A 12,956-nucleotide genomic window follows, 5' to 3' on the forward strand; every position below is an offset into this window, starting at 1 on the left:
GAGTGCGGCATTCAGCGGACTTTCCTTGCCTGCATCTGAATGCCGCCTCTTCCGTACGGCCATCGGTCACTGGAACTCGGGCATCTCCATGGCCTGGTCGGCCTTGGCGGCCGAATCCGGGCGGGCTCCGATGTTGAAGCCCAGATCGTCGGAGGCTCCGGCCGGATCGTCGTCTTCGTCCTTCATGTCGATGGCCACGCCTTCGGCGTTCAGCACTTCGACGTTCAGGGACAGGGACTGCATTTCCTTGAGCAGAACCTTGAACGATTCGGGGATGCCTGCCGGCGGCAGGTTATCGCCCTTGACGATGGCGCCGTAGACGCGCACGCGGCCGTCGACGTCATCGGACTTGGTGGTCATCATTTCATGCAGCGTGTATGCGGCGCCATAGGCCTCGAGGGCCCACACTTCCATTTCGCCGAAGCGCTGGCCACCGAATTGAGCCTTGCCGCCCAACGGCTGCTGGGTAATCATGGAGTACGGACCGGTGGAACGTGCGTGGATCTTATCGTCGACCAAGTGATGCAGCTTCAGCATATACATGTAGCCAACGGAGATCTTGCCGAACGATTCGCCGGTACGACCGTCGAACAGTTCCGCCTTGCCGTCGGAACCGACGAGCTTGTTGCCATCGCGGTCAGCCAGCGTGGTGGACAGCAGGCCCTTCAGCGTATCCTGACGGACACCGTCGAACACCGGGGTCGCGACCGGGGTGCCCGGAGCGCCCTTTTCCGCGCCCTGCGGCACGTACTTCTTCCAAGCGGCTTCCAGATCCGGATCGAGGGAGATGTCCCATCCGGCGTGAGCGACCCAACCCAAGTGCATGTCGAGCACCTGACCGAGGTTCATTCGAGAAGGCACGCCCAGCGGGTTCAACATGATGTCGACCGGAGTGCCATCCGCGAGGAACGGCATGTCTTCTTCCGGCAGAATGCGGGAGATAACACCCTTGTTGCCGTGACGACCTGCGAGCTTATCGCCTTGGGTGATCTTACGATGCTGGGCGATGTAGACGCGAATCATCTGGTTGACGCCATTCGGCAGCTCGTCGCCGTCTTCTTCGGCGTCTTCACGGGTGGTTTCCTTCACCGCGATGACGGTACCGGTCTCGCCGTGAGGCACACGCAGCGAAGTGTCGCGAACCTCGCGGCTCTTCTCGCCGAAGATGGCGCGCAGCAGGCGCTCTTCCGGAGTCAGTTCGGTTTCGCCCTTCGGGGTGACCTTACCGACCAGGATGTCGCCGGCTTCGACTTCAGCGCCGATACGGATGATGCCGCGCTCGTCGAGGTTGGCCACCGCGTCCTCGCCGACGTTCGGCAGGTCGCGGGTGATTTCTTCGGCGCCCAGCTTGGTTTCACGGGCATCGATCTCATACTCTTCGATGTGGATCGAGGAGAGCGTATCGTCCTGGACGATACGCTGGGAGATGATGATAGCGTCTTCGTAGTTGTAGCCGTTCCAAGGCATGAAGGCGACGAGCAGGTTCTTGCCCAGTGCCATTTCACCCTGATCGGTGGCCGGACCATCAGCCAGCACAGTACCGGCTTCAACACGTTCGCCGTCCTTGATCAGCGGAACCTGGTTGTAGCAGGTGGTCTGGTTGGAACGTTGGAATTTGGCCAGCTTGTAGCTGGAGGTGGTTCCGTCGTCGTTCATCACACGGATCATGTCGGCGGAGACGTAGGTCACGACGCCAGGCTTTTCGGCGAGAATCACGTCGCCGGAGTCGACGGCGGCACGCCATTCGGCACCGGTACCGACAAGCGGGCGTTCCGACTTGATCAGCGGAACGGCCTGACGCTGCATGTTGGTACCCATCAGTGCGCGGTGGCCTTCGTCGTGTTCCAGGAACGGAATCAGGGAAGCGCCGACCGACACCATCTGGCGCGGGGAGACGTCCATGTAGTCCACAGAGCTGACCGGCACATCGACTGCCTCTTCTTCGCCGACTCGGGCCAGTGCCTGAGAATCAACGAAGTTGCCGTTGTCGTCCAGGTTCTGGTTGGCCTGGGCGATCACGTGTTCGGCGTCCTGGTCTGCGGTCATGTACACGACTTCGTCGGTGACATGACCGTCGACAACCTTACGGTACGGCGTTTCGATGAAGCCGAACGGGTTGATGCGGCCGAAGGTTGCCAGAGAACCGATCAGACCGATGTTAGGGCCTTCAGGGGATTCGATCGGGCACATGCGGCCGAAGTGGGACGGGTGCACGTCTCGCACTTCCATGGAAGCACGGTCACGGCTCAGACCGCCCGGGCCCAGAGCGGAGAGACGACGCTTGTTCGTCACGCCGGCGAGCGGGTTGTTCTGATCCATGAACTGGCTCAGCTGGGAGGTACCGAAGAACTCCTTGATGGTGGCGTTCACCGGACGAATGTTGATCAAAGACTGCGGAGTGATGGCCTCAGCGTCCTGGGTGGTCATGCGTTCGCGCACGACGCGTTCCATACGGCTCAGGCCGGTGCGCAGCTGGTTCTGGATCAGCTCGCCAACCTGGCGGATGCGACGGTTGCCGAAGTGATCGATATCATCCACGTCCACACGCAGGTCGACGTCCTGGCCGTTACGCTTGCCCGGGAAGGTGGCGTCGCCGGCATGCAGCGTAACCAGATACTTGATCGTGGAGATGATGTCTTCACGAGTCAGGCTGCGGTCGTTGATATCGCTTTCGAGACCAAGCTTACGGTTGATCTTGTAGCGACCGACGCGAGCCAGATCGTAACGCTTGGTGTTGAAGTAGAAGGAGTCGAGCAGGTTGCGGCCCGCTTCCGGGGTCGCGGTGTCGGCCGGACGGATCTTACGGTACAGATCGGTCAGAGCCTCTTCCTGGGTCTCGATCGTTTCCTTGGCCAAGGCATCAAGCACCAGCGGATAGCCCTTGAACGCCTCGGCGATCTCCTGCTTGGTCATGCCGATGGCCATGAGGAACACGATGGCGGACTGCTTGCGCTTACGGTCCACACGCACACCGAGCACGTCACGCTTGTCGATTTCGAATTCCAGCCATGCGCCACGGCTCGGGATGATCTTCGCACCGAAGACTTCCTTGTCGGAAGTACGGTCCTGTGTACGGTCGAAGTAAACGCCCGGAGAGCGCACAAGCTGAGAAACGATAACTCGCTCGGTGCCGCCGATGATGAAGGTGCCGTGCGGGGTCTGCAGCGGGAAGTCGCCCATGAACACGGTCTGGGACTTAATCTCACCGGTATCGCCGTTCTCAAATTCAGCATTCACGTACAGTGGTGCGGAATAGGTGTAATCCTTTTCCTTGCATTCCTGCACGGTATGACGCGGCTCCTCGAAATACGGATCCGAGAAAGTCAGGCTCATGGTCTGCGCGAAGTTCTCGATCGGAGAGATCTCCTGGAAGACCTCATCCAAGCCGGAGGTGTGCGGCACGGTGTTGGTGCCGTTCTCCAAATCCTCTTCAACGCGCTTCTTCCAGCGTTCGTTGCCAATCAGCCAATCAAAGCTGTCGGTCTGCACACCCAACAGATAGGGCACATCGATAGGCTCACGGATGGAGCCGAAGTTCACACGGTCCGACGCCTTGCGCATGTCGATATCATGCTGGTCGGCGCGTGCGATGATGGTGGTGGTGTTCGTCGTAGCCTCAGCCAATGGACGTTCCTTATCGCTCGCTAAATCGTTCGATTCCCCGGAAGCGCCTTCAACGGCCACCATATGCCTGTACGCGGGCGCTTCTTCATTGTCAGCATGCCCGCCATATGACATGCATATACGCAAAATATAAGAATATCAAGGCCTAGGGATATTCGACACTCCCGAATTCAACGCCTCCAAATCGCATTCCGCGAACTGCTTTGCAAAGATCGAAACAATCAATCCTTCAGCCTAATCCCTATTGACGAAATAGTGCGTCAACTGCATGGACTCCAGGCCTGCAGCACGATATATGCGTCTTCTATCGGTCAAATACTCGATCGGCTTGCAAGCCAACGGGCGAACGGGAACATCCAACGCCTTGGAAAACGATTTCGCCACATCCAACGCGAGTAAATCACGGTTCTCCGATGTGGACAGCCTCGCATTCGTGACTTCCAAAACCTCCCATCCCCGGGACCGAAGCCATCCTCGTTTCTCTTTATCCCGCTCCCCCTGATTCGCATCGGTCATATGGAAACGGCCATCATATTCCACAATGGTCATCAACTCCGGATAAGCCATATCAACCACCCACGGAGACTCGCGATCCGAAGCTATTTCAACATTCACCTGCGCGGACCCCAGACCGCGGCAAGCCAAAGCAATACGCTGTCTCGTTTCAAACGACGAATCCGTATCCTCCCTCATCAAAAAAACGGCTTTGGCCAAACGCTTATGACCGCCAAACCCCGGATATGCTTTCAAAAAAGCCCTTATCCGATCTTTGGTGGTTTGTTTCTGCACACCTCGGCGCATCATGCAGTCACCGAGCACAACAAGATCCAGCAAAGGAATCACCGTAGCCATTTGCGCAAGCGCCAACTCGGGAGAAACGACTTCGAACGCAGCGGACGCAGCCCGAGAGCAGGATTCCAACATCTCGGGAGAACATTTGTGAACGACAGCTCCCTTGAGTTTGTATCGCCTGTCACTCGTTCCGACCGAAAGATGGATTTCATTCGCATCAAAACCACCAAGATATTGACGCGGCAATTCCACACCAAGTATGCGCAACGCCGAGGTGTGGCTAGCGACAAGAGGCAATGAAGTCCGCCCAGCCAATAAAACGAGACGCTCATACTCCGCGATATAGCATTCGGAAGCCTCCTTCTCGACCAAGAATCTCGACGTTTCCCGTCCTGGTCCCGGCCAGTTGAATCCTTGTATCGTACCCATTACTTCACAATAACGAAGCGGGATTTTATATCAACAGAAAAGCCCCGCACCGTGGATAAGTGGATAGACACCGTATATTCCGACACTGCGCGTCAAACACAGCCTGATGCATTTCATTGCCTCGATACCGCGCAGGACTTCAACTTCTCAGCATTACGCACCTGATTCGCATAGTCTGAACGCGAAACCATCATCCAGCCTGCGTATGGAATCATGCATACTCCACGCATTCAGCAGACCATGCGCACCGCCTTGTTCCCAACCGCACGCCGGAACTCCGAAAACCACTATGAACCCATTATTGGCAATCTGTCAGTAAGAAAAATGGCGCAATTACGAAGCTATCTAACGATTGTGTGTAGCTACTCCACGAACATGCTGTGGTTTCCATAGGAAGAATAGTGGAAATCCGCCATTCTTAATGTTCTAAATTCGTGTTTTGAAGACGAATAACGAGTTCAGGTACACACAATCGTCAGATGCGCTCTCAAACAAGCCATTCTTCAATACGGTCTGCTTTGGTAGCCGGTTTTTCAAAAACCCACTTGCCACATGCGCCGAAATCATTCCACGGTAATCGTCACGGAATCGCTTTTCGCCTTCGGCGCATCCTTCAAGCTCAGCTGCGCCACATATGTACCGCGGTCTACACGCGGAAGCTCGGAATCATCCACACATTCACTGCCCGTGCGATTCGCATTCCATGTAATGGTCTGGCTGTCCTTATCACCCTTCGCCATCAGCAACGGACGAGAGACGGCCGGGCATACGTCGGAACGCCAAATCGTTTCATTGCCGGATGTGATGGTCAGCACACGGTTGTCGTCTGCGCCGTTGACCAAACAGCTTGCATCTCCCTCATGTACAATCGTCGCGGTGAAATCCAAGGAGCCGCCCACGCCCACGCTTTGCGAAGCGGCCGACAGCGACAAACTCACCGAATTGGCATCACAATCCGCAGTTGGCTTGACAGCCAATGGTTCAGAAACGTTTTCACGATCCAGCGCGACGGATTCATGTATTATCAACGCCGAAACCGCACCGATACCACGTCCGATGCTGTACACGCAGAACAGCGTCAACGACAGTGTCAGCAATGCGGCAATACCCACGACAATGCGACGACGACGATATATCGTCTGCTGCTTTTTGCTGCGTTTCGAAGGTCGCCTGGTTGCGCCGCCTGCCATCATTCCTCCGATTTCGTTGCCGTAACAGATGCCATAATTGAATTGCCTTTTTCAAACCGCTTTTCATCATGATATGACGAAAACGAAATGATGATTGCAATCATCAGAATCAGACGATTAATACGAACAAAACAATCAAATATGATCATCGACTACGCGGGCAGACGTACAGAGCCGCCATCAAGCATCTCGATCAGGCCATCCTCATCCAATGAGGCGATGCAGGCGTCCAATTGAATATGGTCAGGCCACAATGATTCGATTGCGTCGCGCGTCAAAACGCGGTCGCCGCCTTCCGGAAGCGCGCGCAACGCCTGCAAAATCAAACCACGTACTTGTCTGTCGGTTCCTTGGAAACGTTGGCGCGGACGAGTGCGGCGCTCCCCCAATCCTGGACGGCCGGCAGCAAGAAACGCACACGAATCAGCCAGTGGGCAGCTTTCGCACAGCGGTGACTTCGCAGTGCAAATGACCGCGCCCAACTCCATCACCGACTGATTCCATGTCACGGAATCGTCTCCCGGCGGCAGCACGCGCTTCGTCAAATCACGTTCAAGCGCGGAAGCCGCGCCGCCCAACGATTCCTTACCAAGAAACACACGCGACAGCACGCGACGAATATTCGTGTCAATCACCGCGACGCGCTCGCCAAATGCGAAGCTCAGCACGGCGCTGGCCGTATAGTCGCCGATGCCGGGAAGGGCAACGAGCTCCTCATAGGTGCGAGGCAGCTTGTTATCGTATTCGTTCGCAACGCAGGCGGCGCATTCACGAAGCCGCAACGCGCGACGCGGATAGCCGAGCCGCCCCCACGCGGTGATGACATCCGCAGTAGGCGCTTGTGCCAAGGAAGCCGCATCAGGCCAGCGTTCCATCCAGTCAAGCCAGTATGGCACGACGCGGCTCATCTGCGTCTGCTGGCTCATCACTTCGGAAACCAGCACGCCCCATGCGTCCGCGCGGCCGAAACGCCAGGGCAGGTCGCGGGCGTTGGTATGCCACCATTCGAACAGCGGGTGAATGATTTGTGTGTCGTTCATCATTCATATTCTTAGCAGCTATGACGAACGAACAGATGAATGATGCAACCGTGGGCGAACGTGCGGGAGAAAATCCCGAATCCCGCGTGGAGAAAATGTTTGAATACGGCTATCGCAAGTCGAACTACGGGCCGGACGAATTGGTGACGGATGCACACGGCAATCCGATTTCCGTGGTCGACGCGATGCTTTCGGCAAAGGACGCCGCGAAGGCGGAGACATCGACGCCTCATCTATGCTACTACTCCCCCCGCATTCCAGGCAATACGGGGTCAGCGATCCGCCTGTGCGCGGTGACGGGCACGATCCTGCATTTGGTGGAGCCGTTGGGCTTCAATCTGCGCGATACGAAGCTGCGCCGCGCCGGCCTGGATTATCACGATATGGCGCATGTCGTACTGCATCCGAATTTCGATGATCTGGTCGAATCGATGCCGGATTCCCGCATCATCGCGTTCACTGCGCATGCGACGAAGCTGTACACCGACATCGAATACAAGCCGACCGATATTCTGCTGTTCGGTCCGGAACCGGGAGACATCCCCGATCCCATGGACATCATGGCCGGCCCGCATGTGGCCGAACAGGTGCGTCTGCCGATGCGCCCGAGCCTGAGAAGCCTGAATCTGACGAATTGCGCGTCCATCGCCATCTATGAGGCATGGCGTCAGCTGAATTTCGCCGGCGGCAAGTAGTTCCGCGCAGCGGCGAGACGCTTGCAATCAAAGGCGACACGCTGAATCGACTTACGAAGAATCAGAAAGCGTGTTAGGTTGATTTCCTGTTTTGATAACCGCATGGCCTAGGTCGTTTTCCAAGGTCGTGCGGTTTTTTGTTGCATGACAGAGAACAGGAGCAGAGTGACGGCATCTTCACCCACACATTCGTCCAATCAGACATTCCCCGAAAGCGGCGTCCGTTCCCAGACACCGCCCGTTTCCCACTTCCGGAATCCGCATAAGGTGATGCTCGGCCTGTATATCGGCGCGTTCCTCGGCATGCTGTCCGAAACGTCGATGAACATCGCGCTTCCCGCGTTGATGGATGATTTCTCCATCACTTCCGGCACCGCCCAGTGGATGGTCGTCGGCTACATGCTGGCCATCGGCGTCGTGCTGCCGTGCGTGGGGCTCCTGCTGAAATGGATTCCGGCCAAGCGCCTTGTGCTGACGGCATTGGCCTGCTTCCTGGTCGGTTCCGTGATGTCCGCGGCCGCCCCAGTATTCCCGCTGGTGCTGGCCGGCCGCATCATCCAAGGCATCGGCACCGGCATCGTATTGCCGACGATGTATGCGGCCATCATGCGGGTGTTCCCGCCTCATATGCTGGGTGCGGCCAATGGTGTCGCAGGCCTGGTCATCATGTTCGCTCCGGTCATCGGCCCGACCTTGTCCGGTATGGTGATCGGAGCGTTCTCCTGGCGTGCCATCTTCGTGTTGTTCGCCGTGGTTGCCGTGGTTGCGCTGGTCTGCACGGCCGCGTTTTTCGTCACGCCGATCGAACAGACTCGTCCGTCCGTGGACGCATTGTCCGTGCTGGCGTCCGTCATCGGATTCGGCTGTCTGGTCGGCGGCGTCAGCATGATCGCCGATATGGGCTTCTCGCCGCTGGTGGTCGGCCTGCTGGTCGTTGCCGTTGTCGTGATCGCGTTCTACGCCCACCGTCAGCTGCATGTCGCGAATCCTGTACTGGACCTGCGTGCTCTGGGCATTGCGTCATTCCGCATGCCTGCGATCATGGTGACGTGTTCGTTCGCCTGCACGCTGGCGATGATGTATCTGGTGCCGCAGGAACTGCAGCGCGGTCTTGGCCTGGATTCGACGTTGGCCGGCATGCTGATGCTTCCTGCAGGTGTCGTGAATGCGGTGTGTTCGTTTGTGGCGGGTCGTCTGTTCGACCGTCATGGCGCGGCCGTATTGGTACGCATCGGCGGCGTGGTGGCCATCATCGGTTCCATCATGTTCCTGTGCATCGGAGTCGGTTCGTCGCCGTTGTTCTTCATCGCCGCCCATGTTGTGTTTATGGTCGGCATTCCGCTGATGCAGCAGTCGACGCAGTCGGCCGCGTTGAAGGGGCTGCCACGTGAGATGGCCGCGGACGGCAGCACGATTCTCAATACGATGCAACAGGTGGTGGGCGCCGTCGGCACTGCCGTCGCCACGTGTCTGCTTGGTTTGGGGCAGGCGTCCGGAGACGCCGCACAGGGTTTTGTGAACGGGTCCCGCTATGGATACGTGTTCGGACTGGTACTGATCGTGCTGGTGCTGGCCGGATCGTTCATGATGAAGGAGCCGAAAGGTTTGGAATGCCCACGTGACGGGCGCTGAACACCGATGACGCCCGCCCGCTCCGTCGAATGACGGAGGCGAAAACGATCAGAGGGGCGGCGCGGGGAATCGTTCCCGCGCCGCCCCTCTGATATTGGTATGTTCCCGGCTGCCGTTCGACGGAGCGAAGGGTGTGGGGTCAGTTCTTGAAACTGTGGATTGGTGCGGGGATGCGCCCTCCTCGCGTCACGAACGCCTCGCAGCTGGTCTGGTTGACCGGCATGATCGGAGCATAGCCCATCAGACCACCGAAATTGGCCATCTCACCGACGCCCTTGCCGGCGACCGGAATCACACGCACGGCGGTGGTCTTCTGATTGACCATGCCGATTGCGGCTTCGTCGGCGATGATGCCGGAAATCGTCGCGGCGGTCGTGTCGCCGGGGATGGCAATCATGTCGAGACCGACCGAGCACACGCAGGTCATCGCTTCGAGCTTTTCGATGGTCAGGCAGCCGGAAGAGGCTGAATCAATCATGTTCTTGTCTTCTGAGACCGGGATGAACGCGCCGGACAGGCCGCCCACATAGGAGGACGCCATGATGCCGCCCTTCTTCACCTGATCGTTCAGCATGGCCAACGCGGCCGTCGTGCCCGGGGCTCCGACCTGTTCGAGGCCGATCTTCTCCAGCACTTCGCCGACCGAATCGCCTACGGCTGGCGTCGGCGCCAAGGATAGATCGATGATGCCGAACGGCACGCCCAGACGACGGGAGGCCTCCTGCGCCACAAGCTGACCGACGCGCGTGATCTTGAACGCGGTGCGCTTGATGGTTTCGCACAGGAATTCGAAATCCTTGCCTTTCGCCTCGTCGAGCGCGCGGGAGACGACGCCCGGACCGGAAACGCCGACGTTGATCACGGCGTCGCCTTCGGTGACGCCGTGGAAACCGCCGGCCATGAACGGATTGTCGTCCGGGGCGTTACAGAAGGCCACGAATTTCACGCATCCGTAGGAGTCGTTGTCAGCCGTGCGGGCGGCGATGTCCTTGATGATATGCCCGAGCAGTTCGACGGAATTCATGTCGATGCCGGTTTTCGTCGAGCCGACGTTCACCGACGAGCAGACGATCTCCGTTTCGCTCAATGCCTGCGGCAGCGAGCGGATCAGCAGATCCTCGGCGGGGGTCATCGACTTGGACACCAGCGCCGAGTAGCCGCCGATCAGGTCAACGCCGACTGTTTTTGCGGCGCGGTCGAGCGCGTGCGCGATTTTGACGAAATCCTCGCTCGTCTTGCAAGAGCTGGCGCCGACCAGAGAAATCGGCGTTACCGTGATGCGTTTGTTGACGATCGGAATGCCGTAATCGCGTTCGATCGCCTCGCCGGTGGACACCAGATCCTTGGCGTACGTGGTGATTTTGTTGTAAATATTGCTGCAAACAGTGTCAACATTGTTGTCGGCGCAGTCCAGCAGGGAAATGCCCATCGTGATCGTGCGCACATCGAGCTTCTCCTGCTCGATCATTCGGTTGGTCTCGTGGACCTCCATGATGTTCAGCATGCGTGTTCCTTGATTATTGCGGTGAATGTTGTCATGAATATTCAAACATCGTTGAATACTTCAGCAGATACTTCAGCAAATACCGTGATGGATATCGTGCTGAGAATTCACGTGATCACACGCGATGCATCTTCGTAAAGATCTCTTCACGCTGGCAGTGGATGCGCACGCCGATTTCCTCTCCGAGCGCGGCGAGCTCTTCCACGAGTTTGCCGAATTCGTTGTCGGCGGCAGTGACGTCGACGATCATCATCATGTTGAAGTATCCGTCAATGATGGTCTGCGAAATGTCAAGAACGTTGACTTTATGATCGGCAAGATACGTGCACACGCGTGCGATGATTCCGACGGTATCCTGCCCGACGACGGTGATGATGGCCTTGTTCATGAGTCTCCCTATGTATTGGGCGCTGCCGTACGGTTTGGGCGCCTGTTATACCGTTGTACCGTTGTGTGACGCGCCGACCGGCGGGATTGCGCGGGGGCAGCTGCCGATGGGCGGCACGTGCCCAGTATAGGCGTTGTGCCGGCTCATCGGCAGGATTTACGCGATATTACGGAACATTGCAGTGATGACGTGCGGCGCTGCGGTGATGCCGGCAAAGCGCGAAGCTGCGCAGAATCGACATATCAGTACTGTTGTGACGAAATGAGGGTCTGCGGATTGGAGGCCGTCGACGGGCGGCCACTGCCGGATTGAGACCACCGCCCGGATTGGGGGCCGCTATTGGGCGGCCGCTACCGGGAGGGCCATGCGATCAGGCATTAGGCCTCACGCGACGCGGCGGCTGCGGCGTAGGCCGGCAGTGCGCGCGGCGCGTTGAAGCCGCGGGCTTCGAATTCGTCGGCGATCTTCTGCGCAATGGCATGGCCTTCGCCCTTGTTGACGAGGGCGATGATGGAACCGCCGAAACCGCCGCCGGTCATGCGGGCGCCGTAGGCGCCGTTGGCACGGGCGGTGTCCACGGCTACGTCGAGCTCGTCGACCGTAACTTCGTAATCGTCGCGCAGGGAGTCGTGCGATGCGTTGAACAGGCGTCCGGCCTCTTCGATGTCGCCGATGGCGAAGGCTTCGACGAAACGGTCGACGCGGGCGATTTCGGTGACGACGTGGCGCACGCGCTTCTTCATGGTCTCATCGTCAAGCTTGGCGAGCACGTCGGCGAGCGCTGCTTCCGGATCCGCCGCGGCGGCGACTTCTTCGGCGGTGACGCGCAGGTTGTCGACGCCGAGGACGCGAGCGGCTTCCTCGCAGGTGGCGCGACGCTTGGCGTACTGGCCATCGTTGAGCTGGTGCGGAGCCTGGGTGTCGAGTACGAGCAGTTCGAGGCCGTACTTGTCGAGGTCGAAGGCTTCCGGGGAGACGCTTTCGAGTGCGCTCAGACCCGGTCGGCAGTCGAGGCGGATGGCGTGGCCCATGGAGCAGCGCATGGAAGCGTTCTGGTCGAGGCCGCCGGTGGAGGCGCCTGCCATGTCGTTTTCGGAACGGATGGCCATGTCAATCAGGGTGACGCGGCCTGCGTCGGTGCTGCCGTAACCGAGACCGTACACATCGTCCAGCGCGAGTGCGGTGGAGCAGGTCATGGCCGCCGACGAGCTCAGGCCGGATCCGAGCGGCACGCAGGAGGCGAAGGCGGCGTCGAAGCCCTTTACGGCGTCGAAGCCTGCTTCACGCATTGCCCATGCGACGCCGACCGGGTAGGCGGCCCAGCCTTCGACGCCGCCGGCCTGGAGGCCGTCGAGGTCCGCTTCGGCGACCTTATCAGGAGCCACGTCGGAGACGACGCGCACGGCGGTGTCTTCGCGCGGGGCGAGGGCGATGAAGGTGCGGTGCGGAAGTGCGATCGGCAGGCACAGCCCGGCATTGTAGTCGGTGTGTTCGCCGATCAGGTTGACGCGGCCAGGGGCGGCCCACACGCCGGTCGGCTCCTTGCCGTAGGCGGCACGGAACAGGTCCGTGGCGATGCGCACGCCGTCTTCGTGGGACAGCGGTTTGATGAATTCAACGGTGCTCATAGAACGATCTTTCTTTGTTGTGAGATTTCAGCGC

The 12,956-nt window shown here is 58.8% G+C and carries 9 protein-coding genes; 2 read left to right on the forward strand and 7 right to left on the reverse strand.

The genetic code is table 11. The features are described from left to right. Nucleotides 1-66: 66 nt before the first annotated feature. The 4 genes from rpoB to AC1AWD_RS06995 all read right to left on the reverse strand — a co-directional run bounded on the left by rpoB (nucleotide 67) and on the right by AC1AWD_RS06995 (nucleotide 7,075). Entirely contained in the window at nucleotides 67-3,624 is a 3,558-nt protein-coding gene (gene rpoB, locus AC1AWD_RS06980; RefSeq protein WP_476565040.1) for a DNA-directed RNA polymerase subunit beta, read from the reverse strand. 234 nt (nucleotides 3,625-3,858) lie between these two features. Continuing rightward, nucleotides 3,859-4,845 (reverse strand): DUF559 domain-containing protein, encoded by a 987-nt coding sequence (locus tag AC1AWD_RS06985; protein WP_476565042.1) that lies wholly within the window; start codon nucleotides 4,843-4,845, stop codon nucleotides 3,859-3,861. Nucleotides 4,846-5,408: 563 nt separating this feature from the next. Beyond that, nucleotides 5,409-6,038 (reverse strand): hypothetical protein, encoded by a 630-nt coding sequence (locus AC1AWD_RS06990; protein ID WP_476565044.1) that lies wholly within the window; start codon nucleotides 6,036-6,038, stop codon nucleotides 5,409-5,411. Between the two features lie 149 nt (nucleotides 6,039-6,187). After that, nucleotides 6,188-7,075, reverse strand: coding sequence for an HhH-GPD family protein (locus AC1AWD_RS06995; RefSeq protein ID WP_476565045.1), 888 nt, complete (start codon nucleotides 7,073-7,075; stop codon nucleotides 6,188-6,190). A gap of 20 nt (nucleotides 7,076-7,095) precedes the next feature. Here AC1AWD_RS06995 and AC1AWD_RS07000 point away from each other — a divergent pair, with 20 nt between their 5' ends. After that, nucleotides 7,096-7,770, forward strand: a complete 675-nt coding sequence (locus AC1AWD_RS07000) for a tRNA (cytidine(34)-2'-O)-methyltransferase (RefSeq protein ID WP_476565047.1) — start codon at nucleotides 7,096-7,098, stop codon at nucleotides 7,768-7,770. Nucleotides 7,771-7,935: 165 nt separating this feature from the next. Further along, nucleotides 7,936-9,402 (forward strand): DHA2 family efflux MFS transporter permease subunit, encoded by a 1,467-nt coding sequence (locus tag AC1AWD_RS07005; protein WP_476565049.1) that lies wholly within the window; start codon nucleotides 7,936-7,938, stop codon nucleotides 9,400-9,402. Between the two features lie 139 nt (nucleotides 9,403-9,541). Here the strand turns inward: AC1AWD_RS07005 and AC1AWD_RS07010 are convergent, their stop codons facing one another. The 3 genes from AC1AWD_RS07010 to galK form a co-directional block, all read right to left on the reverse strand. Next, nucleotides 9,542-10,906 (reverse strand): DUF711 family protein, encoded by a 1,365-nt coding sequence (locus AC1AWD_RS07010; RefSeq protein ID WP_476565051.1) that lies wholly within the window; start codon nucleotides 10,904-10,906, stop codon nucleotides 9,542-9,544. Nucleotides 10,907-11,021: 115 nt separating this feature from the next. Continuing rightward, nucleotides 11,022-11,294 carry an ACT domain-containing protein gene (locus AC1AWD_RS07015; RefSeq protein ID WP_476565053.1) on the reverse strand — a complete coding sequence of 91 codons (273 nt, stop codon included), beginning with the start codon at nucleotides 11,292-11,294 and terminating at the stop codon, nucleotides 11,022-11,024. A gap of 377 nt (nucleotides 11,295-11,671) precedes the next feature. Further along, nucleotides 11,672-12,922: a galactokinase gene (gene galK, locus AC1AWD_RS07020; protein ID WP_476565055.1), complete on the reverse strand. Its 1,251-nt coding sequence runs from the start codon at nucleotides 12,920-12,922 to the stop codon at nucleotides 11,672-11,674. Nucleotides 12,923-12,956: the final 34 nt, after the last annotated feature.

The sequence above is a fragment of the Bifidobacterium sp. LH_512 genome (genome assembly GCF_056356435.1).